Annotated in this window: 27 protein-coding genes, 1 other RNA gene and 1 other annotated feature; of the genes, 13 read left to right on the forward strand and 15 right to left on the reverse strand. The window is 49.9% G+C overall.

What is annotated here, in order from left to right:
* Positions 1-271: 271 nt before the first annotated feature.
* Both ssrA and smpB read right to left on the reverse strand, forming a co-directional pair.
* Positions 272-634: a transfer-messenger RNA gene (gene ssrA, locus FEK42_RS21210) on the reverse strand.
* A gap of 214 nt (positions 635-848) precedes the next feature.
* Entirely contained in the window at positions 849-1,331 is a 483-nt protein-coding gene (smpB, locus tag FEK42_RS21215) for an SsrA-binding protein SmpB (protein WP_000162574.1), read from the reverse strand.
* Between the two features lie 170 nt (positions 1,332-1,501).
* Here smpB and ratA point away from each other — a divergent pair, with 170 nt between their 5' ends.
* On the forward strand, positions 1,502-1,939 hold the full coding sequence (gene ratA, locus FEK42_RS21220; RefSeq protein ID WP_001339419.1) for a type II toxin-antitoxin system toxin RatA: 438 nt from the start codon (positions 1,502-1,504) through the stop codon (positions 1,937-1,939).
* The gene (locus FEK42_RS21225) at positions 1,929-2,219 is read left to right on the forward strand and encodes an RnfH family protein (protein ID WP_135410302.1); all 291 of its coding nucleotides are present in this window, start codon (positions 1,929-1,931) and stop codon (positions 2,217-2,219) included. Before ratA ends, FEK42_RS21225 begins: the two co-directional genes overlap by 11 nt.
* A gap of 61 nt (positions 2,220-2,280) precedes the next feature.
* On the opposite strand, the gene bamE is transcribed toward FEK42_RS21225, so the two are convergent.
* From bamE to nadK, 3 genes are all read right to left on the reverse strand, one after another.
* Positions 2,281-2,622 (reverse strand): outer membrane protein assembly factor BamE, encoded by a 342-nt coding sequence (bamE, locus tag FEK42_RS21230; RefSeq protein WP_135410301.1) that lies wholly within the window; start codon positions 2,620-2,622, stop codon positions 2,281-2,283.
* 148 nt (positions 2,623-2,770) lie between these two features.
* Positions 2,771-4,432, reverse strand: coding sequence for a DNA repair protein RecN (gene recN / locus FEK42_RS21235; RefSeq protein WP_135410300.1), 1,662 nt, complete (start codon positions 4,430-4,432; stop codon positions 2,771-2,773).
* A gap of 85 nt (positions 4,433-4,517) precedes the next feature.
* Entirely contained in the window at positions 4,518-5,396 is an 879-nt protein-coding gene (gene nadK, locus FEK42_RS21240; protein WP_135492911.1) for an NAD(+) kinase, read from the reverse strand.
* Between the two features lie 122 nt (positions 5,397-5,518).
* Here nadK and grpE point away from each other — a divergent pair, with 122 nt between their 5' ends.
* Positions 5,519-6,112, forward strand: coding sequence for a nucleotide exchange factor GrpE (gene grpE, locus FEK42_RS21245; RefSeq protein WP_001296310.1), 594 nt, complete (start codon positions 5,519-5,521; stop codon positions 6,110-6,112).
* A gap of 54 nt (positions 6,113-6,166) precedes the next feature.
* On the opposite strand, the gene FEK42_RS21250 is transcribed toward grpE, so the two are convergent.
* Both FEK42_RS21250 and FEK42_RS21255 read right to left on the reverse strand, forming a co-directional pair.
* On the reverse strand, positions 6,167-7,453 hold the full coding sequence (locus FEK42_RS21250) for an HlyC/CorC family transporter (RefSeq protein WP_010723175.1): 1,287 nt from the start codon (positions 7,451-7,453) through the stop codon (positions 6,167-6,169).
* A 20-nt stretch (positions 7,454-7,473) separates the two neighbouring features.
* On the reverse strand, positions 7,474-8,265 hold the full coding sequence (locus FEK42_RS21255) for an inner membrane protein YpjD (protein ID WP_024165303.1): 792 nt from the start codon (positions 8,263-8,265) through the stop codon (positions 7,474-7,476).
* 166 nt (positions 8,266-8,431) lie between these two features.
* Here FEK42_RS21255 and ffh point away from each other — a divergent pair, with 166 nt between their 5' ends.
* The 5 genes from ffh to rplS all read left to right on the forward strand — a co-directional run bounded on the left by ffh (position 8,432) and on the right by rplS (position 11,932).
* Complete coding sequence (gene ffh / locus FEK42_RS21260) at positions 8,432-9,793, forward strand: signal recognition particle protein (protein WP_000460035.1); 1,362 nt, start codon at positions 8,432-8,434, stop codon at positions 9,791-9,793.
* Positions 9,794-9,929: 136 nt separating this feature from the next.
* On the forward strand, positions 9,930-10,178 hold the full coding sequence (gene rpsP, locus FEK42_RS21265) for a 30S ribosomal protein S16 (protein WP_000256450.1): 249 nt from the start codon (positions 9,930-9,932) through the stop codon (positions 10,176-10,178).
* Positions 10,179-10,196: 18 nt separating this feature from the next.
* Positions 10,197-10,745, forward strand: coding sequence for a ribosome maturation factor RimM (gene rimM / locus FEK42_RS21270; RefSeq protein WP_000043330.1), 549 nt, complete (start codon positions 10,197-10,199; stop codon positions 10,743-10,745).
* A 30-nt stretch (positions 10,746-10,775) separates the two neighbouring features.
* Entirely contained in the window at positions 10,776-11,543 is a 768-nt protein-coding gene (gene trmD, locus FEK42_RS21275; protein WP_000264781.1) for a tRNA (guanosine(37)-N1)-methyltransferase TrmD, read from the forward strand.
* Positions 11,544-11,584: 41 nt separating this feature from the next.
* Positions 11,585-11,932: a 50S ribosomal protein L19 gene (gene rplS, locus FEK42_RS21280; protein WP_000065253.1), complete on the forward strand. Its 348-nt coding sequence runs from the start codon at positions 11,585-11,587 to the stop codon at positions 11,930-11,932.
* A 76-nt stretch (positions 11,933-12,008) separates the two neighbouring features.
* On the opposite strand, the gene FEK42_RS21285 is transcribed toward rplS, so the two are convergent.
* The 4 genes from FEK42_RS21285 to FEK42_RS21300 all read right to left on the reverse strand — a co-directional run bounded on the left by FEK42_RS21285 (position 12,009) and on the right by FEK42_RS21300 (position 14,754).
* Entirely contained in the window at positions 12,009-12,491 is a 483-nt protein-coding gene (locus tag FEK42_RS21285; RefSeq protein ID WP_130261275.1) for an OmpA family protein, read from the reverse strand.
* 15 nt (positions 12,492-12,506) lie between these two features.
* Positions 12,507-13,730 (reverse strand): diguanylate cyclase DgcN, encoded by a 1,224-nt coding sequence (gene dgcN, locus FEK42_RS21290; RefSeq protein ID WP_130208143.1) that lies wholly within the window; start codon positions 13,728-13,730, stop codon positions 12,507-12,509.
* Positions 13,723-14,241, reverse strand: a complete 519-nt coding sequence (locus FEK42_RS21295; protein WP_135492910.1) for a YfiR family protein — start codon at positions 14,239-14,241, stop codon at positions 13,723-13,725. Before FEK42_RS21295 ends, dgcN begins: the two co-directional genes overlap by 8 nt.
* Positions 14,242-14,391: 150 nt before the next feature.
* Entirely contained in the window at positions 14,392-14,754 is a 363-nt protein-coding gene (locus FEK42_RS21300) for a DUF2799 domain-containing protein (protein ID WP_131162447.1), read from the reverse strand.
* A gap of 211 nt (positions 14,755-14,965) precedes the next feature.
* Here FEK42_RS21300 and aroF point away from each other — a divergent pair, with 211 nt between their 5' ends.
* Both aroF and tyrA read left to right on the forward strand, forming a co-directional pair.
* Positions 14,966-16,036, forward strand: coding sequence for a 3-deoxy-7-phosphoheptulonate synthase AroF (aroF, locus tag FEK42_RS21305; protein WP_130208149.1), 1,071 nt, complete (start codon positions 14,966-14,968; stop codon positions 16,034-16,036).
* Between the two features lie 10 nt (positions 16,037-16,046).
* Complete coding sequence (gene tyrA / locus FEK42_RS21310; RefSeq protein WP_131162448.1) at positions 16,047-17,168, forward strand: bifunctional chorismate mutase/prephenate dehydrogenase; 1,122 nt, start codon at positions 16,047-16,049, stop codon at positions 17,166-17,168.
* 41 nt (positions 17,169-17,209) lie between these two features.
* Here the strand turns inward: tyrA and pheA are convergent, their stop codons facing one another.
* The 4 genes from pheA to bamD form a co-directional block, all read right to left on the reverse strand.
* A complete protein-coding gene (gene pheA / locus FEK42_RS21315) occupies positions 17,210-18,370 on the reverse strand; it encodes a bifunctional chorismate mutase/prephenate dehydratase (RefSeq protein WP_130208153.1) in 1,161 nt (386 codons plus the stop codon).
* Between the two features lie 22 nt (positions 18,371-18,392).
* Positions 18,393-18,518: a sequence feature (Phe leader region), on the reverse strand.
* Positions 18,470-18,517, reverse strand: coding sequence for a pheA operon leader peptide PheL (pheL, locus tag FEK42_RS21320; RefSeq protein ID WP_100229775.1), 48 nt, complete (start codon positions 18,515-18,517; stop codon positions 18,470-18,472). It overlaps the preceding feature by 48 nt.
* 102 nt (positions 18,519-18,620) lie before the next feature.
* Positions 18,621-18,962: a ribosome-associated translation inhibitor RaiA gene (raiA, locus tag FEK42_RS21325; protein WP_000178461.1), complete on the reverse strand. Its 342-nt coding sequence runs from the start codon at positions 18,960-18,962 to the stop codon at positions 18,621-18,623.
* A 270-nt stretch (positions 18,963-19,232) separates the two neighbouring features.
* Positions 19,233-19,970 (reverse strand): outer membrane protein assembly factor BamD, encoded by a 738-nt coding sequence (bamD, locus tag FEK42_RS21330; RefSeq protein WP_000197686.1) that lies wholly within the window; start codon positions 19,968-19,970, stop codon positions 19,233-19,235.
* A 134-nt stretch (positions 19,971-20,104) separates the two neighbouring features.
* Between bamD and rluD the strand changes: the two genes are divergently transcribed.
* The 3 genes from rluD to clpB all read left to right on the forward strand — a co-directional run bounded on the left by rluD (position 20,105) and on the right by clpB (position 24,516).
* Complete coding sequence (gene rluD, locus FEK42_RS21335) at positions 20,105-21,085, forward strand: 23S rRNA pseudouridine(1911/1915/1917) synthase RluD (protein WP_115438707.1); 981 nt, start codon at positions 20,105-20,107, stop codon at positions 21,083-21,085.
* Positions 21,082-21,813, forward strand: coding sequence for a purine nucleoside phosphorylase YfiH (gene yfiH / locus FEK42_RS21340; RefSeq protein ID WP_135492909.1), 732 nt, complete (start codon positions 21,082-21,084; stop codon positions 21,811-21,813). Before rluD ends, yfiH begins: the two co-directional genes overlap by 4 nt.
* Positions 21,814-21,942: 129 nt before the next feature.
* Positions 21,943-24,516 (forward strand): ATP-dependent chaperone ClpB, encoded by a 2,574-nt coding sequence (clpB, locus tag FEK42_RS21345; RefSeq protein WP_130259644.1) that lies wholly within the window; start codon positions 21,943-21,945, stop codon positions 24,514-24,516.
* Positions 24,517-24,773 lie beyond the last annotated feature (257 nt).

Below are 24,773 nucleotides of genomic sequence, written 5' to 3' on the forward strand. Positions count from 1 at the left end.
CTGCGGGGTGCTCTGGAAGCAGTGTTCATAACAAAACGCCCCCGACCATCAAGGCCGAGGGCAGTTAAGATATCAAAAACCCGTTATCCGGTGAAACGCAGCACTGCTCCGCTTAAGTGAACGGCATTGCGCATCAGCGGGCTTTAATGTCACAGGGAGTCGCGACTCCGTTGCGTATCCTTTTTGTCTCCTCACCGTCTGGTCGGTGTCCTGCTGAGACTGCTAACTTCCTGTTTTTGTTGGTGTTGTGATAACACCATCCAATCATGATTGGTGGAGCTGGCGGGAGTTGAACCCGCGTCCGAAATTCCTACATCCTCGGTACTACATGCTTAGTCAGTCTTTACATTCGCTTGCCAGCTGCGGACGGACACGCCACTAACAAACTAGCCTGATTAAGTTTTAACGCTTCAACCCCAGGCAGGGCTTCCACGCGATCTCTTTTGGGTTTGACCTCTCTTGATCCCCGTCCTAAGAGCGGAGGCTAGGGAGAGAGGGCTCTAAGCAGGTTATTAAGCTGCTAAAGCGTAGTTTTCGTCGTTTGCGACTATTTTTTGCGGCTTTTTACGAGGCCAACCGCCCCTCGGCATGCACCTTGGGTTTCGCAAATCCCGTCGAATCCAGAATCAGCCCCAATGTGTAACGTTAAGTATACCAGATTTTTGAGCGCCATGACTAGCCCCAAAGGCGTTATCATCCTGGAATTAGCGCCTGCATAGTATGATTTTTCTTCGATTAAGCAATGGGATGGCTACATCAGTGTAAGACTTGACAGTCGACAAGATGTTCATTCGCGCCACCGGATAGGGAGGCGCGGTGAAGCTTTGATTAGTATCGCTTATATAGGTTTAACGGTGCGCGTTTTTCATGATACGTGCTTTATCAACCTGCCATTCGCGTTCTTTGATATCAGAACGTTTATCGTGTTGTTTCTTACCTTTCGCGACGCCGATTTTTACTTTGCACCAGGCATTTTTCCAGTACAGGGAGAGCGCCACTACGGTATAACCTTCACGGTTCACTCGGCCATAGAGAGAGTCAAGTTCGCGCTGGTTGAGAAGCAGTTTGCGGGTGCGAGTAGGGTCGCACACCACGTGCGTGGAAGCCACTGCCATCGGCGTGATGTTTGCTCCAAACAGGAACGCTTCTCCGTCGCGCAGAAGGACATAGCTGTCGCTAATATTGGCTTTTCCTGCGCGCAGGGATTTAACTTCCCAGCCCTGCAGGGCAAGTCCCGCTTCGAACTCTTCTTCAATAAAGTATTCGTGACGGGCGCGCTTGTTAAGCGCGATGGTCGCTGAACCAGGTTTATGTGCTTTTTTCTTCGTCATAAGCGTCGTGAATCATCGGTAATCTGAAATCGAAAATACCCCATATCAATCCTGCGGGGGACAAGGCTCTATCTTAGCATGAACCGGATGTTACCCAGCGCCGGGATAGCGTTTTTTTTACTGCAGGATAAATGATATTATTTGTTGGATTTTTGTTGATGGAAATTGTTATGCCTCAGATTAGCCGGACCGCACTGGTACCCTACAGCGCGGAGCAAATGTATCAGTTAGTGAATGACGTTCAGTCTTATCCTCAGTTTTTACCAGGGTGTACTGGAAGCCGGATTCTGGAGTCCACTCCTGGGCAGATGACCGCTGCGGTAGATGTGTCTAAGGCTGGGATCAGCAAAACGTTTACAACCCGCAACCAGTTGACCAGTAACCAAAGTATCCTCATGAGTCTGGTTGATGGACCGTTTAAGAAATTGATCGGCGGCTGGAAGTTTACGCCGTTGAGCCAAGACGCGTGCCGTATTGAGTTTCATCTCGACTTTGAGTTTACCAATAAGTTGATTGAACTCGCCTTTGGCCGTGTGTTTAAAGAGCTGGCAGCTAATATGGTGCAGGCTTTTACTGTTCGTGCAAAAGAGGTCTACAGTGCCAGGTAAAATCGCCGTTGAGGTGGCTTACGCATTACCCGAGAAGCAATACCTGCAACGGGTAAGTTTGCAGGAGGGCGCGACGGTTGAAGAAGCAATTCGCGCCAGTGGCTTGCTGGAATTGCGTACCGATATCGATTTAACTAAAAACAAAGTCGGCATTTACAGCCGCCCAGCAAAACTGAGCGATACCGTGCATGATGGCGATCGGGTGGAGATTTATCGTCCTCTCATTGCCGACCCGAAAGAGCTTCGCAGGCAACGAGCAGAAAAATCGGCGAATAAATAACAACCAGAAAAAAGGTGCTCATTGAGCACCTTTTTTAACGTCTTTGAGAGCAACTTTATTACTAGTTACCAGTCAGCGCAGGTTTGTTATCAATGTTGGTCAACACTCCGCTACTGTTAAAGGTCAGCGTCAGCGTTTGCTGCGTTACACCTTCATGACCTGGTTGCTGACGGAACACATAGAACCAGGTATTCGTACCAAATGGATCGGACATCAGCGGTGTACCCAATGCGTACGCAACTTGTTGTTGCGTCATGCCAACACGTATTTTGGATACGTCGTTAGCGGTCAGATAGTTCCCCTGGTTGATGTCAGGACGGTAAACCACTCGCTCCAGAGTGGAACAGCCTGCGGTCAACATCAATAGTACTGCTGCTGCAGCAGTCAGCGTTTTACAGCGCATAGTGATTTGATTCCTTTTCGGGCCCGAGCAGTACGTGGCTCATCTGTAATATGCCGATGATAATAGACCTTTCATCACTTTAAAACCTTTTGCTTTCCGGTCTTACGGCGTTTTGCTGTTTACTCTGACCGTGAAGCAGGAAAAAAGTTTACGCCGCAAGCAGTTCTTTCGCATTCGCCAGTGTGTTACGTGTGACTTCACTGCCACCAAGCAGGCGCGCCAGCTCCTGTAACCGCGCTTTTTTGTCCAGCGACTCCATATGAGTTTCGGTCATCGCGCCATCGGTTTCTTTGCTGACAAAATAGTGTTGATGACCGCATCCTGCGACTTGCGGCAAATGGGTAACGCACATCACTTGGGTTGATTCGCCAAGCTGACGTAGCAGTTTGCCGACGACTGCCGCTGTCGGGCCGCTAATCCCTACATCCACTTCATCAAAAATCAGTGCCGGGGTTTCCATTTTACGCGCGGTAATGACCTGGATTGCCAATGCGATGCGGGACAATTCACCACCGGATGCGACTTTGGCAATAGGCTGCATTGGCTGACCTGGGTTGGTGGTTACCCGAAACTCAATACGATCGGCACCGTCAATGCCCAGGTGATGCTCGTCAAATTTAACATCAATCGTAAACTGCCCATGCGGCATAGAGAGTGCATGCATACTATCGGTGATCAGCTGTGCCAACTCATTTGCATAATGCTGGCGTTGCTGGTGTAACGCGCGTGCCGTTTCCAGTGCTTGCTGATGATGTTTCGTTACCGCCAGCGCGAGCGTTTCTTGTGAGTCGGCCTGATCATCCAGTTGCTGCTGTTCTTCCAGTAGCGACTGGTAATACTGTGGCAATGCCTCAGGGCTGACGTGATGTTTACGTGCCAGCGAAATCTGTTTTGAGATGCGCTGTTCAAGTTCAAACAAACGGTTGGGATCGAGATCCAGACGATCGCAGTAGTGGCGCAGTTCGTCGCTGGCTTCAGCAATCTGGATGGTAGCTTCTTCCAGCATATCAAGTACGCCGGACAGTTTGCTGTCCATGCCAATCAATTCGCTCACCAGTTGTTTAGCCGTGTAAAGCTGACTTTGCAGGTTTGCGTCTTCACTGTCGGCCATTAATGCCAATGCATTCTGGCTGGTAGTCAGTAATTGACCGCTGTTCGCCAGACGTTTGTACTCTTCGTCAATTTGCTCAAACTCTCCGGGCTGCGGATTAAATTCGTTAAGTTCTTTTAATTGGTATTGCAGCAGTTCCGCACGGGCGGCGCGTTCCTGACTTAGTTGTTGATGGTGCGCGAGGTCGCGGCAGCTTTGATGCCACAACTGATAACGTACGGTCATTTCCTGGAGCAGAGAGGTTTCATTGGCATAGCCATCAAGCAGGAATTTTTGGTGCTCGGATTTGGTGAGTAATTGATGAGCGTGCTGACCATGGATCTGAATCAGCAACTGACCCAGTTCGCGCAGTTGTGACAGAGGAACAGCTGTACCGTTGATGAAACCACGGGAGCGACCATCGCTACTGATTACGCGACGAAGCAGGCATTCACGGCCATCTTCCAGTTGGTTTTCTTCCAGCCAGCGCAGAGCCGCTGGCGTATCTTTCAGTGAAAAACGGGCGCACAGGTCAGCGCGAGCAGCGCCGGTACGCACCATGTCGGCTTCAGCGCGACCACCGAGACAAAGGCCGAGGGCATCTATCGCAATAGATTTACCCGCGCCGGTTTCACCGGTTATTACGGTCATGCCGCTGTGAAAATCAATCTCAAGCTCACGAACGATAGCAAAGTTGCTGATGGTCAGTTGTGCCAACATAGTCGTTTTCCTGTATGAAAAACCATTACTGTTATTGTGTACAGTATAAACTGGTTTTATATACAGTAAAGAGGCTGGCGTAAAATTAGAATAATTTTTTTGACCAACCGAGCTTGGTGCTTAATGTATTGAAATAGCTGTAATCTTTCGGATGAATCAGATTCAGATGATAATCACAGCGACGAATCAGGACATCTTCACCTTCCTGAATCGGCAGCGCTATCTGACTGTCGCTGCTGATTTCCAGGTCGTTACGGCGATGCGAAAAACGCAGACGGATAGTGCTGCTGCTGTTTATCACCAGCGGCCGCGCTGACAACGTATGCGGGAACATTGGCACCAGGGTTATTGCATCCAGAGAAGGCGTCAGTATTGGTCCCCCTGCCGAGAGGGAATAGGCAGTAGAGCCTGTAGGTGTCGAAATAATCAAACCATCGGAACGCTGAGAAAACGCAAAGATCTCGTCGATATATACTTCGAACTCAATCATATGCGCAACTTTGCCTGGGTGAAGTACCACTTCGTTAATCGCTGTGCTGATGCGTTTCTGGCAATCTTGCTGGCAGACTTGTGCTTCCAGCAAAAAACGTTTCTCGCTGATGTAGTGGCCTTCCAGCACATCGGCTAATTGTTGCTGGGCGTTATCGGGGTCAAGGTCAGTCAGGAAACCCAGGTTGCCACGGTTGATTCCAATAACTTTAATATCGTAACGGGCGAGTGTGCGCGCCGCGCCCAGCATATTACCGTCGCCTCCAACAACTACCGCGAGATCAGCCAGTTGCCCAATCTCCGCGAGCGTGCCAGTTTTCACATTCTTCAGTTGCAGTTCGTGAGCGATTTGTTGCTCAACGATGACCTCGTAACCTTTTGTGCACAGCCAGCGGTAGAGCATTTCATGTGTTGTCAGTGCAGTAGGGTGCCGTGGGTGTCCCACAATGCCAATACACTTGAAATGATTATTCATTTTTCCGAGGTCCTTGTTGCGAAGATTGATGACAATGTGAGTGCTTCCCTTGAAACCCTGAAACTGATCCCCATAATAAGCGAAGTTAGCGAGATGAATGCGAAAAAAACGCGGAGAAATTCATGAGTAGTAAAGAACAGAAAACGCCTGAGGGGCAAGCCCCGGAAGAAATTATCATGGATCAGCACGAAGAGATTGAGGCAGTTGAGCCAGAAGCTTCTGCTGAGCAGGTGGATCCGCGCGATGAAAAAATTGCGAATCTCGAAGCTCAGCTGGCTGAAGCTCAGACCCGTGAACGTGACGGTATTTTGCGCGTAAAAGCCGAAATGGAAAACCTGCGTCGTCGTACTGAACTGGATATCGAAAAAGCCCACAAATTTGCGCTGGAGAAATTCATCAACGAATTACTGCCGGTGATTGATAGCCTGGATCGTGCGCTGGAAGTGGCTGATAAAGCTAACCCGGATATGTCCGCGATGGTTGAAGGCATTGAGCTGACGTTGAAGTCGATGCTGGATGTTGTGCGTAAGTTTGGCGTTGAAGTGATCGCCGAAACTAACGTGCCGCTGGACCCGAATGTGCATCAGGCCATCGCAATGGTGGAATCTGATGACGTTGCGCCAGGTAACGTACTGGGCATTATGCAGAAGGGTTATACGCTGAATGGTCGTACGATTCGCGCAGCGATGGTTACTGTAGCGAAAGCAAAAGCTTAATTTTTGTTTTCGTAATAAATCACGGCCCAGCATGCGAATGCCGGGCCGTTTTCGTTACTCCGCCACACTCTCGCGCAGCGGTTTTACAGGAAAAACTTTTACCTGCTTAATCATATTGTCCTGTACGTCGAGAATATCGATATCGTACTCGCCAATACGTACGCGGGTGCCTGCAACAGGGATCTCTTCCAGCGCTTCCAGAATGACGCCGTTAACAGTTCGAGCATCATCTTCCGGTAGATGCCAGTTAAAGGCTTTGTTAATTTCTCGCACGTTGGCGGTGCCATCGATAATCACCGAACCGTCGTTTTGCGGAGTGACTTCTTCGGCAAGTGTTGGCGACATGGATGTGGTGAAATCACCAACTATCTCTTCGAGAATATCTTCAACCGTCACCAGCCCCTGAATGTCTCCATACTCGTTGACGACCAGGCCGACTTTCTTTTTGTTGCGCTGAAACTTGACCAGCTGCGTGCTGAGTGGCGTGCCTTCCGGGACAAAATAGATCTCGTCCGCGGCGCGTAGCATGGTTTCTTTGGTGAACTCTTTTTTCTCCGACATCAACCGCCAGGCTTCACGCACACGCAGCATACTGATGGCGTCGTCCAGCGAATCACGGTAGAGCACGATGCGCCCGTGAGGTGAGTGGGAGAGTTGGCGCAGAATCGATTTCCAGTCATCGTTGATATCAATACCGATAATTTCACTACGTGGCACCATGATGTCATCGACAGTCATTTTTTCCAGATCGAGTACCGAAAGCAACATATCCTGATTGCGACGGGAAATTTGTGAGCGCGATTCATGCACGATAGTGCGCAACTCTTCTTTGCTCAAAGAGCCGCTAACCACGATATCGGTTTTGATACCCATCATGCGCATTAACATGCGGGTAATAGCGTTCAGCAACCAGACCAGCGGCATCATCAAAATTTGCAGCGGTGCTAACAGAAAACTACTCGGATAAGCGACTTTTTCCGGGTACAGCGCGGCAATGGTTTTCGGCAATACCTCAGCAAAAACCAGTACGACAAAAGTCAGCACACCAGTCGCAATTGCCACGCCCGCATCGCCGTACAAACGCATCCCAACAATAGTGCCGAGCGCGGAGGCAAGAATATTGACCAGGTTATTGCCGATTAACACCAGGCTTATCAGGCGGTCTGGCTTACGCAGCAATTTTTCGACGCGTTTGGCCGAGCGATTGCCCTGTTTTGCCATATGCCGCAGACGATAGCGGTTGAGTGTCATCATTCCGGTTTCGGACCCGGAAAAATAGGCTGAAATGACCACCATGATGATCAGAATAATGATCAACGTAGTAGTAGAAATGTGTTCCAGGGGAAACTCCTTTTCTGGGTTTAGCTGATTAACTGCTGGACAATTCGGCTGCCGAAGTAGGCCAGTGTCAGAATGACCGCACCCGCGACGTTAAACCAGACGACGCGGCGTCCACGCCATCCTTCATGATAATGTCCCCACAGCAGCACAATATAGACAAACCACGCCACGATAGAGAGCACAGCCTTGTCGATATTTTCCATGCTAAATAAGTTGTGCATGTAGAACAGGCCAGTGCAAAGAGTAAGCGTTAGCAGCACCACGCCAATCTGCGTAATGTGGAACATTTTACGCTCGATACTCATCAATGGCGGCATTTCCTGACTGAATGCCAACTTTTTGTTCTTCAGTTGGTAATCAATCCATGCCAGTTGCAACGCGTACAGGGCGGCAATTATCAGCGTGGCGTAGGAAAAGAGCGATAAGCCAATGTGCACCAGCATCCCGGGCGTGGCTTCCAGATGGGTAATGTATTCATTGGGCATGAAGGTCGCCAGCGCCAGGTTGATAAGCGCAAAGGCATAGACAATGGGTAGCAGCAACCAGCCACGATTGCGAGAAGCCACAATGGTCATTACCGTACAGATCATCAAACTGACCAATGAACCAACATTCAGCAGGCTGAGGTTTTGTCCGCTATCACCGTCGGGCAGGATGCGGGCTTCCAGAGCGATTGCGTGGCAGACCAGCGCGATGACCGCAGAAATAATAGCCATGCGCCGCCAGCCGCCGTTTTTTTGCAGCAGACCGGGAACAATCAGCGCAAGACTGACGGAGTAGGCGACAAGCGCGAGCAGAGCAAAAACGGGCATAGTAATGTCGACAGTTTGAGCAATAAGAAAGAGAAGCAGTATAGCGTCAGGTGAACGCTGCTCCAACCGTTGCATAACAACAAAGACGCCTTCATGTTATACTGCGGCAAAATACTGATGATGTGTCGCGATTGCGGCCAACCGTTTCCACCCCAGGCGAGAGACAATGTTTGATAATTTAACCGATCGTTTGTCGCGCACGCTGCGCAATATCAGTGGCCGTGGACGCCTCACTGAAGACAACGTAAAAGATACGCTGCGCGAAGTGCGCATGGCGCTGCTGGAGGCGGACGTCGCTCTGCCGGTAGTGCGTGAGTTTATCAATCGCGTAAAAGAGAAAGCGGTTGGTCATGAAGTTAATAAGAGCCTGACGCCGGGGCAGGAGTTCGTCAAAATCGTCCGTAACGAACTGGTTGCGGCGATGGGCGAAGAGAACCAGACCCTGAATCTGGCTGCGCAACCGCCTGCGGTCGTGCTGATGGCGGGCCTGCAAGGTGCCGGTAAAACAACCAGCGTGGGCAAACTCGGTAAGTTCCTGCGCGAGAAGCACAAGAAGAAAGTGCTGGTTGTTTCTGCCGACGTTTATCGTCCGGCGGCAATCAAACAGCTTGAGACGCTGGCAGAGCAGGTGGGCGTTGATTTCTTCCCTTCTGATGTTGGTCAGAAACCGGTAGATATCGTTAACGCGGCGCTGAAAGAAGCCAAACTGAAATTCTACGACGTTCTGCTGGTGGATACCGCCGGTCGTCTGCACGTTGACGAAGCGATGATGGACGAGATCAAACAAGTCCATGCGTCGATTAATCCGGTTGAAACCCTGTTTGTGGTTGACGCCATGACCGGTCAGGATGCTGCCAATACGGCAAAAGCATTCAATGAAGCGTTACCGCTTACCGGCGTAGTGTTGACCAAAGTGGACGGCGATGCCCGCGGCGGTGCGGCGCTCTCTATTCGTCACATCACTGGCAAGCCTATCAAGTTCCTCGGTGTTGGCGAGAAAACAGAGGCGCTGGAGCCGTTCCACCCGGACCGTATCGCTTCCCGTATTCTCGGCATGGGCGATGTTCTGTCGCTGATCGAAGATATCGAAAGCAAAGTTGACCGTGCGCAGGCAGAGAAATTAGCCAGCAAGCTGAAAAAAGGCGACGGCTTCGATCTCAACGACTTCCTTGAGCAGCTGCGCCAGATGAAAAATATGGGCGGCATGGCCAGCCTAATGGGCAAGCTGCCGGGCATGGGGCAGATCCCGGATAACGTCAAGTCGCAGATGGACGATAAAGTGCTGGTGCGTATGGAAGCCATCATCAACTCGATGACGATGAAAGAGCGCGCTAAGCCAGAAATCATCAAAGGTTCGCGTAAGCGTCGTATCGCTGCCGGTTGCGGTATGCAGGTGCAGGACGTTAACCGCCTTCTGAAGCAGTTCGACGACATGCAGCGCATGATGAAGAAAATGAAGAAGGGCGGAATGGCGAAGATGATGAGAAGCATGAAAGGGATGATGCCACCGGGATTTCCTGGTCGCTAAATGACCTTATGCGACAGAGTTATTAACTGCTGATTGCATTTTCTCCAGAAATCAGTAAAATTTTCGGGCTTTTAATATGACACCGGACTCCGTTCCTCGATGGGGTCCGGTTGTTTTATTCACACAAGAGGATGTTATGGTAACTATTCGTTTAGCACGTCACGGCGCTAAAAAGCGTCCGTTCTACCAGGTTGTTGTCGCTGACAGCCGTAATGCACGCAACGGTCGCTTCATCGAGCGCGTTGGTTTCTTCAACCCAATCGCTAGCGAAAAAGAAGAAGGCACTCGCCTGGATCTGGATCGCATCGCTCACTGGGTTGGCCAGGGCGCAACTATTTCTGATCGCGTTGCTGCGCTGATCAAAGAAGTAAACAAAGCAGCTTAATCTGTCACGGTGGTCATGATGAGCAAACAACTCACCGCGCAAGCACCTGTTGATCCCATCGTTTTGGGAAAAATGGGTTCGTCTTACGGTATTCGTGGGTGGCTCAGAGTGTTTTCTTCCACCGAAGACGCCGAAAGCATTTTTGACTATCAGCCCTGGTTTATCCAGAAGGCGGGTCAGTGGCAGCAAGTCCAGCTGGAAAGCTGGAAGCACCACAATCAGGACATGATCATCAAGCTGAAAGGCGTTGACGATCGTGATGCGGCGAACCTGCTGACGAATTGTGAAATTGTCGTGGATTCATCGCAACTGCCTCAGCTTGAAGAGGGCGACTACTACTGGAAAGACCTGATGGGCTGCCAGGTAGTAACCACTGAAGGCTACGATCTCGGTAAAGTCATTGACATGATGGAAACCGGATCCAATGACGTTCTCGTCATTAAGGCAAACCTGAAAGATGCGTTTGGTATCAAGGAACGTCTCGTACCGTTCCTCGATGGGCAGGTTATCAAGAAAGTCGATCTCACTACTCGTTCAATCGAAGTAGATTGGGATCCTGGTTTTTAAACCACCGGATAAACGGTAAAAGACGGCGCTATGTGGATTGGCATAATTAGCCTGTTTCCTGAAATGTTCCGCGCAATTACCGATTACGGGGTAACTGGCCGGGCAGTTAAAAATGGCCTGCTGAGCATCCAGAGCTGGAGTCCTCGCGACTTCACGCATGACCGGCACCGTACCGTGGACGATCGTCCTTACGGTGGCGGACCGGGGATGTTAATGATGGTGCAACCTTTGCGGGACGCCATTCATGCAGCAAAAGCCGCGGCGGGTGAAGGCGCAAAGGTGATTTATCTGTCACCACAGGGACGCAAGCTTGATCAAGCGGGCGTCAGCGAGCTGGCAACGAATCAAAAATTGATTCTGGTGTGCGGTCGCTACGAGGGTATAGATGAGCGCGTGATCCAAACCGAAATTGACGAAGAATGGTCAATCGGCGATTACGTTCTCAGTGGTGGTGAGTTACCAGCAATGACGCTGATTGACTCCGTTTCCCGGTTTATTCCGGGAGTACTGGGACATGAAGCCTCAGCAACGGAAGATTCCTTTGCTGAAGGATTGCTGGATTGCCCGCACTATACGCGGCCTGAGGTGTTAGAAGGGATGGAAGTTCCGTCAGTGTTACTGTCGGGCAACCATGCCGAGATACGTCGCTGGCGTTTGAAACAGTCGCTGGGCCGTACCTGGCTTAGAAGACCTGAACTTCTGGAAAACCTGGCTCTGACTGAAGAGCAAGCAAGGTTGCTGGCGGAGTTCAAAACGGAACACGCACAACAGCAACATAAACATGATGGGATGGCGTAAGCCCCCGAGATATCAGTTTACCCAGGATAAGAGATTAAATTATGAGCAACATTATTAAGCAACTTGAACAAGAGCAGATGAAGCAGGACGTACCTTCCTTCCGTCCGGGTGATACCGTGGAAGTGAAAGTATGGGTTGTTGAAGGTTCCAAAAAACGTCTGCAGGCATTCGAGGGCGTGGTTATCGCTATTCGTAACCGCGGTCTGCACTCTGCATTCACTGTTCGTAAAATTTCCAACGGCGAAGGCGTTGAGCGTGTCTTCCAGACTCACTCTCCGGTAGTTGACAGCATTTCTGTCAAACGTCGTGGTGCTGTTCGTAAAGCTAAACTGTACTACCTGCGTGAGCGTACTGGTAAGGCTGCTCGTATCAAAGAGCGTCTTAACTAAGATTTCGCTTAAGCGACATCCTGTTAAGAAGGGCTGGCCAATTGGCTGGCCCTTTTTTTATTTATTGAAATTGCGTTTACGGTGCACTAATCACCACAGCGACGCGGCGGTTCTCGGCGCGACCCTGTGCGGTCTTGTTACTGGCGATGGGGTATTTTTTCCCTAAGCCCTGAGTGGTGAGATTGCTGCGAGGAATTTGTCCACCTTCTGCCCACGCATCGGCGACGACATTTGCCCGCTTCAGCGATAAAGCTTCGTTGTAACTGTCTTCGCCGTAATTGTCGGTATGTCCATCCATGCGGGCATGGGTTAAGCCCGTGGAGGTCAGTTTTGCGGCCATGGTCTGGATCTGTTGCTGACTTTCCGGGAGCAGTTTGTAGTCATTTTTAGCAAACAGAATGGTATCAGATAAGCCCAGCGACCAGTCGCCAGCGGATTCAGTAAAACCATAAGACTGCATAGCGGCGACTTGTTCTGGAGTAAACTTCCCTTGTGGTGACTGGCAGCCAGTCAGTATCAGTGAAGAGAACATCAGGGGAACTACCAGTTGCTTTATCATGTAGATATTTCCTTGTTATTTCACCAGCTTTTTAGCGCGCTGGTGTTTGGCCTGATACATATTATGGTCGGCCAGCTCTTGTAATTTTTCGGCGGAGACGTGCTCAATGGTCATCGCGTAACCAATGCTTAATGTCATAGTGGTTTGATGGCCATTATTAAGATCGAATGGTCGATTAAAAATTTGCGTCAATGCCGTGCAAATCCGCTGCACTTCGGATTCCGACTGCACGCCATAGAGGACCATAGCGAATTCATCGCCGCCAATACGGTATGCCTGATGTCGCAGCCCACCAAATTCAGCTAATCGTTTTGCCACTTCAATCAAGACCTGATCTCCCGTCGCATGACCCCAGGTATCATTGATATATTTGAAATTATCGCCATCAAGAAACAGTAATGCCGACGTTTTTCGGGCATCAGTACTGTTCATCAACGTGTTGATGCCGCTACGAAACGCTGCGCGGTTAGCCAGCCCGGTTAATGGGTCATGTAGCGCGGTACGTAGAAGCTGCGCATTTTTGGCCTGTAAACGAAGCTGCCACTCTTCCATTTCATCTAGCAGACTGTTGAAGTCGAGAGCGAAGCGGTGAAACTCTGCGATACGTTCTTCCGAAACTCGTCGGGAAAAATTGCGGTTGGAACGCACATCATGTACGACATCGGTGATGTTTTTTAACGCTTCAACCAGACCATTGTGCAAATGGCGGGTGAGGGTAATCGCGATGCCTGATGCCAGCAGAATACATGCAGTCAGGACAGCGAGTGAAAACCAGATAAAATGGCTAATTGAGCTGTCGCGTGCGGTTAACTGCACTTCGCCAATGGTTTCGCCATTGTGGCGAATCGGCTGAATGACGGGAGCCGGAAAGAGCCAGTGACTAATGAAATTACTGAAGGTATCTCCCGGTTCTCTGGCAGTGTAGTGCCAGGAAGCAATAATGTTTTGCTGATTATCACGCACTTCTGCGGTTGAAAATTGGCCTTGCTGACCTAGTGCGGCCAGAGTTTCTGTTGCTGCAGGACCATCGGCAAAAACGACCGCAGCTTCCAGGCTGTAAGTCATTGTTGCAGCGGTTAGTGCCAGGTTTTTTTGCGCGTATTGTTTCAGGGTTAGCACTGACGTCACGGAAAGCAGCAGCCAGATCAGCGTCATAGTGATAAATATGCTGGTCATGCTGATGTTGCGTAATGCTCTTTTAAACGTGGGGCGCTTATGAAGAGAATTATCGTTATCCATCGTTTTTCTTCCGTGCGAGCATTAAGACATCCGGGTTGACCTTAACACCACTACGCGATAAGGCATCCAGGTTTACGGCAAACCTGACGTTATTATTGTTGATGACCAGACAAAATGCGCTGCCAATAATGCACTCGGTATTTTGTTCGGCAATTAATAATAACGCCTTAGACGGATATTGTTCGATTAATTCTGTCTGGAATGTCGGTGACTCGCTGCCAAAATAAAAACCATTGCAGCCTGAAATCATCGCCTCTTGTTTGCTGTTAACGATGACAGGCAGATAAGGCAAAGGCGTCGCACCTTTCTCTTGCAGGGCGGTGCTAAATCGTGAAGATGAAAAAATACATAGTCTTGGTGGACCAGATACCGTCGGCCAGCGAGTGTAGCTTACGATACCGGAAACCATTAAACGCACATTTTTCGCAACGTCAGTGGTTTCCTGAGCGAGTAATGGCGCGCCTGCCAGAAGGAATAGCAGCAGTAAGAACAGTAGGTGAGAAAAGCGCATTCAGGGATCCTCACCATCTTCGCTCGAAACGCATCGAAAATTTTTCAGAATGTTCATTAAAATATCATTCTTTTGTGTAGTCGTCATCCAGAAGAGAATTAAAAATCGAATAAGTTAAATCTTATGATTAATTTTGTGGTGGGATTTAAATTAATTAAGTTTCATCGTGCGGGCATTTTCATCAGCTCCTTTTTGCCATACTTCATGCAATTGGCTGGCATTTTCTACATTGTTGCAGCTGGCAGGGAAACTTTTACCGGAAAGCCCTCGGGCATAAGTAAAATCGACCTGGCAGGTTTTCTTTTGCCCTTCGGCATATCCTTTAAGATATATCCCCCGATCAGCCTGTGAATCGTTAAAAGCATCGTCATTTTTTATAGCAACGCCTGATATCGCATCTTCCATACCAACATCATACCAGTCAGTGCTGGTCAAGGTTGGTGCGTGAGTATAGGGATCAATCTGACAGCCGCTAACAACCAAAGCTAACAAAGGGGCGATAAAGTGTTTCATTGTTTTTTCTCCTTTTTCAAAGCATAGCGGATTGTTTTTATTGTGTGTGTAAATTTATTTGTACATTTATTGGTGGTTAAAACGTATATGAATTGCTTGCGTAAACTATTATTTACGAAATATGGATTGAAATCTTTACTTGTTGTGATATCGTTGCGTCATCCTCGCTGAGGATCAACTATCGCAAACGAGCATAAACAGGATCGCCATCATGCAAAAAGACGCGCTGAACAACGTACATATTACCGACGAACAGGTTCTGATGACCCCGGAACAGTTGAAGGCAGCTTTTCCATTAAGCCGACAACAAGAGGCCCAGATTGCTGATTCGCGTAAAACTATTTCAGATATCATCGCTGGGCGCGATCCCCGGCTGCTGGTGGTGTGTGGTCCTTGCTCCATTCATGATCCTGAAACCGCACTGGAATATGCTCGTCGATTTAAAGCCCTTGCCGCAGAGGTCAGCGATAGTCTCTACTTGGTGATGCGCGTCTATTTTGAAAAGCCCCGTACCACTGTTGGTTGGAAAGGGTTGATTAACGATCCACATATGGATGGCTCCTTTGATGTTGAAACAGGATTAAAGATTGCACGTAAGTTGCTGTTGGAACTGGTAGATATGGGATTACCGTTGGCGACGGAAGCGTTAGATCCAAACAGCCCGCAATATTTGGGTGATCTGTTTAGCTGGTCGGCAATTGGTGCTCGTACCACGGAATCGCAAACGCACCGTGAAATGGCATCCGGGCTTTCCATGCCGGTTGGTTTTAAAAACGGCACTGATGGCAGTCTGGCGACAGCAATTAATGCTATGCGTGCCGCTGCACAACCGCATCGCTTTGTTGGTATTAATCAGGCAGGGCAGGTGGCGCTGCTGCAAACTCAGGGTAATCCGGACGGACATGTGATTCTGCGTGGCGGAAAAGCACCGAACTATAGCCCGGCGGATATCGCGCAATGTGAAAAAGAGATGGAACAGGCGGGACTGCGCCCCTCACTGATGGTAGATTGCAGCCACGGTAATTCCAATAAAGATTATCGCCGTCAGCCTGCGGTGGCAGAATCCGTGGTTGCCCAAATCAAAGATGGCAATCGCTCAATTATTGGTCTGATGATCGAAAGTAACATCCACGAAGGCAATCAGTCTTCCGAGCAACCACGCAGTGAAATGAAATACGGTGTATCCGTAACAGATGCCTGCATAAGCTGGGAAATGACCGATGCCTTGCTGCGTGAAATTCATCAGGATCTGAATGGGCAGCTGACGGCACGCGTGGCTTAAGAGGTTTATTATGGTTGCTGAGTTGACCGCATTACGCGATCAAATTGATGAAGTCGATAAAGAGCTGCTGAATTTATTAGCAAAGCGTCTGGAACTGGTTGCTGAAGTCGGTGAAGTGAAAAGCCGCTTTGGGTTACCCATTTATGTACCGGAGCGCGAGGCATCCATGCTGGCCTCGCGGCGCGCAGAGGCGGAAGCTCTTGGCGTTCCGCCAGATCTGATTGAAGATGTTCTGCGTCGGGTAATGCGTGAGTCCTACTCCAGCGAAAACGACAAAGGATTTAAAACGCTTTGTCCTTCACTACGTCCGGTAGTCATTGTTGGTGGCGGTGGTCAGATGGGGCGCATGTTCGAGAAGATGTTGACGCTCTCTGGCTATCAGGTGCGGATTCTTGAACAACATGACTGGGATCGCGCGGCTGAGATTGTTGCCGATGCCGGTATGGTGATTGTCAGTGTACCGATTCATGTTACTGAACAAGTCATTGGCAAATTACCACGTTTACCGCAAGACTGTATTCTGGTCGATCTGGCATCAGTGAAGAATGGACCATTACAGGCCATGCTGGCGGCGCATGATGGTCCAGTGCTGGGGCTTCACCCGATGTTTGGTCCGGATAGCGGCAGCCTGGCGAAGCAGGTCGTGGTCTGGTGTGATGGACGTCAGCCAGAAGCGTACCAATGGTTTCTTGAACAAATTCAGGTCTGGGGCGCGCGACTGCATCGCATTAGCGCCGTCGAACATGATCAGAATATGGCGTTTATCCAGGCGTTGCGCCACTTTGCCACTTTTGCTTATGGCCTGCATCTGGCAGAAGAAAATGTTCAGCTTGAGCAGCTTCTGGCACTCTCTTCGCCCATATATCGTCTTGAGTTGGCGATGGTCGGGCGACTGTTTGCCCAGGATCCGCAGCTTTATGCCGATATTATTATGTCTTCAGAACGTAATCTGGCGTTGATCAAACGTTACTATAAGCGTTTTGGTGAGGCGATTGAGTTGCTGGAGCAGGGCGATAAGCAGGCGTTTATTGACAGCTTCCGCAAGGTGGAGCACTGGTTCGGCGATTACGCACAACGCTTCCAGAATGAAAGCCGCGTATTATTGCGTCAGGCGAACGATAGCCGCCAGTAATAACTCTGTGCCGGATGATTCACATCATCCGGCTTTTTTCATCAGGTTGGATCAACAGGCACTACGTTTTCACTTGGGTAACAACCCAATACCTTCATTGAACGGGTGATTTCTCCTAACTCTTTTAACGCCTTTTGCATTTCCACGGATTCAAGATTGGCCTGAATATCCAGATAAAACATCTCTTCCCACGGATTACCGTGAATCGGACGTGATTCCAGACGGGTCATAATCAGATTGTGGTTGCGCAATACCAGCAACGCTTCAACCAGAGCACCAGCTTGTTGTCCGGTAGCCATTAACAGTGTGGTTTTTGCCGGAACCTGGTCAGACACGTTAATGGCTTTACGTGCCAGCACCACAAATCGGGTGAAGTTTTGTCGTTGATTCGCCTCAATGCGCTCCAGTACCTGTAAACCGTACAAGGAACCGCCAGCTTCGCTCCCCAGCGCAGCGACATGTGGTGATTTTGCCTGTGCAACTTTTTCCATTGCCGCAGACGTACTCTCGGTATATTCAATCTTCCAGTGCGGGTAACGGTTAAGGAATTTGCTGCATTGCTGGAACGGCTGCGGGTGGCTGTAGACCGTGTTGATAGTCGATAAATCGGTGGTGCCGGAAACCAGCAAACAATGGTCGATAGTTAACGTCATCTCGCCAACAATCGACAAGCTGGTATGTTGCAGCAGATCGTAAACGTCGTTTATGGCACCGGAGCTGGTATTTTCAATCGGTACGACAGCATAGTCGGCCTGGCCGGTTTCCACCTGATTAAAAATATCGGCAAATTTGGCGCAGCCGCTTTCAATGAATTGCTCAAAGTGACGGGCAGCGTACTGGCGCGCCGCAAGATGTGAATAAGAGCCTTTGGGCCCGAGAAAAGCAATGCGGGCTGAGTGCGGATTAATTTTATTGAGATGCTGCTGGAGTAAAGCCTGCTGAGTTAATACGGAATCTTCAATGATGAGCTGGAACAGGCGAGTAATGTAGTGGGCATCCAGATGGTGTGTTTTACCAAGCGTAATTAATCTTTCCAGCAAATCGCGCTCACGATCGATATCACGCACCGGGCGATGTGAAAGCAGTTTGGCTTTTCCCACCTCAACGGCTAGCTCGCGCCGCTCAGCCAGTAACGCCAGCAATTTTTCGTCCAGCGTGCTAATTTTCTCGCGCAGCGCCAGTAACGGGTTTTCCGATGTCATAGTGTTGCCTTTTTTGTTATCAATAAAAAAGGCCTCCCGATTTGGGAGGCCTTATTGTTCGTCTTCGCATTCTGTTTCACACGACGAAACGCCTCCCATTCAGGGGAAGGTAAAAAAGAATGCGAAGAAAAACGGCGTTTGTTTCATGTTTGTTTCCTTAAGCGACTTCAGTACAGTACCCGTACTGTTTTCATGCTGTCAACAAAAAACGCGCCCGAAGGCGCGTTGGCGATACACTCAATATAAAGGACTACTCTTCTTCAACTTCTTCGACGAAGTTGGCGTCTTTCACCGACGTTGCGGCACGACGTGCTTCGCCTTTGTGCTGCAGTTTATTGAGCTGCCGTTCCAGCTTGTTGATCAATTCGTTAATAGCGGTGTACATATCTTCATGTTTACCACTGGCAACCAGAACGCCGTTAGGTGTATTGATAGTGGCGTCAGCAACGAACCCCTGTGGTTCCTTGGACAGAATGATATGCGGATTAATCAGGTGCGTTTGCCATTTTTCCAGTTTGGCGAGACGGTCTTCGACATGTTGGCGGATTGCCGGAGTAATTTCCATTTGTTTGCTGGTAATGTTCATTGTCATAAATTTTACCTCTTGTCTTCCCGTCTTGGTGAATTCAGCATACCGCTCCTGATGTCAAAATGTGTGATGAAAATCTCATAATTTTGTCACTTTTTGTCAACGAAGTTTTTTTGTGAGAAATCGCAGGAAGAGGTGTTTTTTTACTTGAGGAATGTCTCAAAGCGAGCCATATTTGATAGGATCAGTCGCGACTGAATCGCTTTAGTTAGCGTTCAAATCGAATAAAAAAACGACAGCTCCAGGGCTGCCGTTTTGCGTATATCACACCTGTTAAGTGTTGCTGCTGTTAGCGGCAATAATTTTCGCGACTTTTTCAGCCTGAGCGTTCATCTGCATCTGGCGGTAAGCATTTTCCATCAGCGGCAGCGCATCACGCGTAGCCTGGGTATCCGGGTAGTCACGCAGCATGCCTTCGACGCGGTTGACGACGGCAACCCATGCGCCACGTTCGGTGTAGTACTCTGCAACGGAGTATTCATATTTCGCCAGACGATCTTTCAGGAACACCAGACGTTTGGTTGCATCAGTGGTGTACTGGCTGTTTGGATAGCCGCGCACCAGTTTGGAAAAGTCACTAAACGCAGCTCGAGCATGTTGAGGATCGCGATCGCTACGGTCAACGCCAAAGAACCCTTGCAGCGCACTGTCATCCAGCGCCATATTGGTCAGGCCACGCATGTACATGACATAATCGATATTCGGATGGGTCGGGTTGAGGCGAATAAAACGATCGATGGCAGCCTGCGCTAACGGCAGATCGGCGTTTTTATAGTAGGCGTAGATGAGATCCAGCTGCACCTGCTGCGAATACGGACCAAACGGATAGCGATTATCTAACGCTTCCAGTTGCGTTATTGCCTGTCTCCAGTTACCGTCCTGCAGCTTTTGTTGTGCAGTCGCGTAAATTTCATTTGGCGGATTATCAGGTACTTCTTCCTTTGACCCCGAGCAACCCGCCAAAAACAGGCTTAGTGTGGCGGCTGCCACCAGATATTTCATGCGCGTCATGACGTTTTGACTTTCCTCAAAATGTAATACGGGAGATTCTCTGTTCCTGCTCCCGGTTAAGACCAGCTACAATAGCACACTATATTAAACGGCAAAGCCGTAAAACCCCAACGATAAACGAAGAAGCAGTATATATGGCACAACGAGTAGAACTCACTGCAACAGTGTCCGAAAACCAACTCGGTCAACGCTTAGATCAGGCTTTAGCCGAAATGTTCCCGGATTATTCACGTTCGCGAATAAAAGAATGGATCCTCGACCAGCGCGTGCTGGTTAACGGCAAAGTTTGTGATAAGCCGAAAGAAAAAGTATTGGGTGGCGAGCTGGTGGCCATCAACGCCGAGATTGAAGAAGAAGCGCGTTTTGAACCGCAGGATATCCCGCTGGATATCGTCTATGAAGATGAAGACATTATCGTCATTAATAAACCGCGCGACCTGGTGGTACATCCTGGCGCGGGTAACCCGGATGGCACGGTATTGAATGCGTTGCTTCATTACTATCCGCCCATTGCCGATGTACCGCGTGCGGGTATTGTCCATCGTCTGGATAAAGACACCACAGGCCTCATGGTTGTGGCAAAAACCGTTCCAGCCCAGACGCGCCTGGTGGAATCTCTACAACGACGTGAAATTACTCGTGAGTATGAAGCGGTAGCAATTGGTCATATGACTGCTGGTGGCACGGTGGACGAGCCAATCAGTCGCCATCCGACCAAACGAACTCATATGGCGGTGCATCCGATGGGCAAACCGGCGGTCACTCACTATCGCATTATGGAACACTTCCGTGTGCACACGCGTCTGCGGCTGCGTCTGGAAACTGGACGTACGCACCAGATCCGCGTGCATATGGCCCATATAACCCATCCGCTGGTGGGCGATCCGGTTTATGGTGGCCGTCCGCGTCCGCCAAAAGGTGCTTCGGAAGCGTTTATCTCCACGCTGCGTAAGTTTGATCGTCAGGCGCTTCATGCAACCATGCTGCGTCTTTATCACCCGATCTCCGGCATTGAAATGGAATGGCATGCGCCTATTCCACAAGATATGGTGGAGCTGATTGAGGTGATGCGCGCCGATTTCGAAGAGCATAAGGATGAAGTGGACTGGTTATGAGTAAGCTGATTGCCCCGCAGTGGCCGCTGCCAAAAGGTGTTGCGGCCTGTAGCTCTACCCGTGTCGGCGGCGTGAGCTTGCCGCCCTACGACTCGCTCAACCTCGGTGCTCATTGTGGTGATAACCCGGAGCACGTCGAGGAAAATCGCAAGCGGCTTTTTGCTGCGGGTAATTTGCCTTCAAAACCGGTCTGGCTTGAGCAGGTACACGGTAAAGATGTGCTTAAGCTTACTGGCGAACCTTATACCTCAAAACGGGCGGATGCCTCGTATAGCAACACACCCGGCACGGTTTGTGCCGTAATGACAGCCGATTGCCTGCCTGTGCTGTTTTGCAATCGGGCAGGAACGGAAGTCGCGGCTGCCCATGCTGGCTGGCGTGGACTGTGCGCAGGCGTGCTGGAAGAGACGGTTTCCTGCTTTGCCGATAAGCCCGAAAACATTCTTGCCTGGTTGGGGCCGGCAATCGGTCCACGCGCGTTTGAAGTGGGGCCGGAGGTTCGCGAGGCGTTTATGGAAGTAGACGCCAACGCGAGTACAGCTTTCATTCAGCATGGTGATAAGTATCTGGCGGATATTTATCAGCTTGCCCGACAGCGTCTGGCGAGCGTTGGTGTTGAGCAAATTTTCGGCGGCGACCGTTGTACATATACGGAAAATGAGACTTTCTTCTCTTATCGTCGCGACAAGACCACCGGTCGTATGGCAAGTTTCATTTGGCTGATATAACCTAAAGAATCAAGACGATCCGGTACGCGTGATTTTCTTTTCACATTAATCTGGTCAATAACCTTGAATAATTGAGGGATGACCTCATTTAATCTCCAGTAGCAACTTTGATCCGTTATGGGAGGAGTTATGCGTCTGGATCGTCTTACTAATAAATTCCAGCTTGCTCTTGCCGATGCCCAATCACTTGCACTCGGGCACGACAACCAATTCATCGAACCACTTCATTTAATGAGCGCCCTGCTGAATCAGGAAGGGGGTTCGGTTAGTCCTTTATTAACATCTGCTGGCATCAATGCTGGCCAGTTGCGCACAGATATCACTCAGGCATTAAACCGTTTACCTCAGGTTGAAGGTACAGGTGGCGATGTCCAGCCATCACAGGATCTGGTGCGCGTTCTTAATCTTTGCGACAAGCTGGCGCAAAAACGTGGTGATAACTTTATCTCGTCAGAACTGTTCGTTCTGGCGGCACTTGAGTCTCGCGGCACGCTGGCCGATATCCTGAAAGCAGCAGGGGCGACCACCGCCAACATTACTCAAGCGATTGAACAAATGCGCGGAGGTGAAAGCGTGAATGATCAAGGAGCTGAAGACCAACGTCAGGCTTTGAAAAAATACACCATCGACCTTACCGAACGAGCCGAACAAGGTAAACTCGATCCGGTGATTGGTCGTGATGAAGAAATTCGCCGTACCATTCAGGTACTGCAACGTCGTACTAAAAATAACCCGGTGCTGATTGGTGAGCCTGGTGTTGGTAAAACTGCCATCGTTGAAGGTCTGGCGCAGCGTATTATTAATGGTGAAGTGCCGGAAGGGCTGAAAGGCCGCCGCGTACTGGCGCTGGACATGGGCGCGCTGGTGGCTGGGGCGAAATATCGCGGTGAGTTTGAAGAACGTTTAAAAGGCGTGCTTAACGATCTCTCCAAACAGGAAGGCAACGTCATCCTGTTTATCGACGAATTACATACCATGGTCGGCGCAGGTAAAGCCGATGGCGCAATGGACGCCGGGAATATGCTGAAACCGGCACTGGCGCGTGGTGAACTGCACTGTGTGGGTGCTACGACGCTGGACGAATATCGCCAGTACATCGAAAAAGATGCTGCGTTGGAACGTCGCTTCCAGAAAGTGTTTGTTGCCGAGCCTTCTGTTGAAGATACCATTGCTATTCTGCGTGGCCTGAAAGAACGTTACGAGCTGCACCACCATGTGCAAATTACTGACCCGGCAATTGTTGCAGCGGCGACATTGTCTCATCGCTACATTGCTGACCGTCAGCTGCCGGATAAAGCCATCGACCTGATCGATGAAGCAGCATCCAGCATTCGTATGCAGATTGACTCAAAACCGGAAGAACTCGACCGACTCGATCGTCGTATCATCCAGCTCAAACTGGAACAACAGGCGTTAATGAAAGAGTCTGATGAAGCCAGTAAAAAACGCCTGGATATGCTCAACGAAGAACTGAGCGACAAAGAACGTCAGTACTCCGAGTTAGAAGAAGAGTGGAAAGCAGAGAAAGCGTCGCTCTCTGGTACACAGACCATTAAAGCGGAACTGGAGCAGGCGAAAATCGCCATTGAACAGGCTCGCCGTGTGGGTGACCTGGCGCGGATGTCTGAACTGCAATACGGCAAAATCCCGGAACTGGAAAAGCAACTGGAAGCCGCAACGCAGCTCGAAGGCAAAACTATGCGTCTGTTGCGTAATAAAGTGACCGACGCCGAAATTGCTGAAGTGCTGGCGCGTTGGACGGGGATTCCGGTTTCTCGCATGATGGAAAGCGAGCGCGAAAAACTGCTGCGTATGGAGCAAGAACTGCACCAGCGCGTTATTGGTCAGAACGAAGCGGTTGATGCGGTATCTAACGCTATTCGTCGTAGCCGTGCGGGGCTGGCGGATCCAAATCGCCCGATTGGTTCATTCCTGTTCCTCGGCCCAACTGGTGTGGGTAAAACTGAACTTTGTAAGGCGCTGGCGAACTTTATGTTTGATAGCGACGAGGCGATGGTCCGTATCGATATGTCCGAGTTTATGGAGAAACACTCGGTGTCTCGTCTGGTTGGTGCGCCTCCGGGATATGTCGGTTATGAAGAAGGTGGCTACCTGACCGAAGCGGTGCGTCGTCGTCCGTATTCCGTCATCCTGCTGGATGAAGTGGAAAAAGCGCATCCGGATGTCTTCAACATTCTGTTGCAGGTACTGGATGATGGGCGTCTGACTGACGGGCAGGGGAGAACGGTCGACTTCCGTAATACGGTTGTCATTATGACCTCTAACCTCGGTTCCGATTTGATTCAGGAACGCTTCGGTGAACTGGATTATGCGCACATGAAAGAGCTGGTGCTCGGTGTGGTAAGCCATAACTTCCGTCCGGAATTCATTAACCGTATCGATGAAGTGGTGGTCTTCCATCCGCTGGGTGAACAGCACATTGCGTCGATTGCGCAGATTCAGTTGAAACGTCTGTACAAACGTCTGGAAGAACGTGGTTATGAAATCCACATTTCTGACGAGGCGCTGAAACTGCTGAGCGAGAACGGTTACGATCCGGTCTATGGTGCACGTCCTCTGAAACGAGCTATCCAGCAGCAGATCGAAAACCCGCTGGCACAGCAAATACTGTCTGGTGAATTGGTTCCGGGTAAAGTTATTCGCCTGGAAGTTAATGAAGACCGGATCGTCGCCGTCCAGTAAATAAGACAAGCGAGTCCTTCGGGGCTCGCTTTTTGTCTAATTTCCAACCGGAAATGGTCGTTTTTAAGGTGTTTTGCTTAAGAATTGAACGAACGATAAATTTTTTATATTTTCCGCTTGTCTCTTCAGAATAACTCCCTATAATGCGCCACCACTGACACGGAACAACGGCGAACAAGCCGCCGGGTCAGCGGGATTCTCCTGAGAATTCCGGCAGAGAAAAGCGAAAATAAACGCTTGACTCTGAAAGAGGAAAG

It is taken from the genome of Escherichia sp. E2748 (assembly GCF_005781125.1).
Lineage (GTDB): Bacteria > Pseudomonadota > Gammaproteobacteria > Enterobacterales > Enterobacteriaceae > Escherichia.

Bases quoted from the DNA above. Each gene is read 5' to 3' on its own strand.
- smpB (WP_000162574.1), bottom strand. From the start codon at position 1,331: ATGACGAAGAAAAAAGCACATAAACCTGGTTCAGCGACCATCGCGCTT.
- ratA (WP_001339419.1), top strand. From the start codon at position 1,502: ATGCCTCAGATTAGCCGGACCGCACTGGTACCCTACAGCGCGGAGCAA.
- bamE (WP_135410301.1), bottom strand. From the start codon at position 2,622: ATGCGCTGTAAAACGCTGACTGCTGCAGCAGCAGTACTATTGATGTTG.
- recN (WP_135410300.1), bottom strand. From the start codon at position 4,432: ATGTTGGCACAACTGACCATCAGCAACTTTGCTATCGTTCGTGAGCTT.
- nadK (WP_135492911.1), bottom strand. From the start codon at position 5,396: ATGAATAATCATTTCAAGTGTATTGGCATTGTGGGACACCCACGGCAC.
- grpE (WP_001296310.1), top strand. From the start codon at position 5,519: ATGAGTAGTAAAGAACAGAAAACGCCTGAGGGGCAAGCCCCGGAAGAA.
- FEK42_RS21255 (WP_024165303.1), bottom strand. From the start codon at position 8,265: ATGCCCGTTTTTGCTCTGCTCGCGCTTGTCGCCTACTCCGTCAGTCTT.
- ffh (WP_000460035.1), top strand. From the start codon at position 8,432: ATGTTTGATAATTTAACCGATCGTTTGTCGCGCACGCTGCGCAATATC.
- rpsP (WP_000256450.1), top strand. From the start codon at position 9,930: ATGGTAACTATTCGTTTAGCACGTCACGGCGCTAAAAAGCGTCCGTTC.
- rimM (WP_000043330.1), top strand. From the start codon at position 10,197: ATGAGCAAACAACTCACCGCGCAAGCACCTGTTGATCCCATCGTTTTG.
- trmD (WP_000264781.1), top strand. From the start codon at position 10,776: ATGTGGATTGGCATAATTAGCCTGTTTCCTGAAATGTTCCGCGCAATT.
- rplS (WP_000065253.1), top strand. From the start codon at position 11,585: ATGAGCAACATTATTAAGCAACTTGAACAAGAGCAGATGAAGCAGGAC.
- FEK42_RS21285 (WP_130261275.1), bottom strand. From the start codon at position 12,491: ATGATAAAGCAACTGGTAGTTCCCCTGATGTTCTCTTCACTGATACTG.
- dgcN (WP_130208143.1), bottom strand. From the start codon at position 13,730: ATGGATAACGATAATTCTCTTCATAAGCGCCCCACGTTTAAAAGAGCA.
- FEK42_RS21295 (WP_135492910.1), bottom strand. From the start codon at position 14,241: ATGCGCTTTTCTCACCTACTGTTCTTACTGCTGCTATTCCTTCTGGCA.
- FEK42_RS21300 (WP_131162447.1), bottom strand. From the start codon at position 14,754: ATGAAACACTTTATCGCCCCTTTGTTAGCTTTGGTTGTTAGCGGCTGT.
- aroF (WP_130208149.1), top strand. From the start codon at position 14,966: ATGCAAAAAGACGCGCTGAACAACGTACATATTACCGACGAACAGGTT.
- tyrA (WP_131162448.1), top strand. From the start codon at position 16,047: ATGGTTGCTGAGTTGACCGCATTACGCGATCAAATTGATGAAGTCGAT.
- pheA (WP_130208153.1), bottom strand. From the start codon at position 18,370: ATGACATCGGAAAACCCGTTACTGGCGCTGCGCGAGAAAATTAGCACG.
- raiA (WP_000178461.1), bottom strand. From the start codon at position 18,962: ATGACAATGAACATTACCAGCAAACAAATGGAAATTACTCCGGCAATC.
- bamD (WP_000197686.1), bottom strand. From the start codon at position 19,970: ATGACGCGCATGAAATATCTGGTGGCAGCCGCCACACTAAGCCTGTTT.
- rluD (WP_115438707.1), top strand. From the start codon at position 20,105: ATGGCACAACGAGTAGAACTCACTGCAACAGTGTCCGAAAACCAACTC.
- yfiH (WP_135492909.1), top strand. From the start codon at position 21,082: ATGAGTAAGCTGATTGCCCCGCAGTGGCCGCTGCCAAAAGGTGTTGCG.
- clpB (WP_130259644.1), top strand. From the start codon at position 21,943: ATGCGTCTGGATCGTCTTACTAATAAATTCCAGCTTGCTCTTGCCGAT.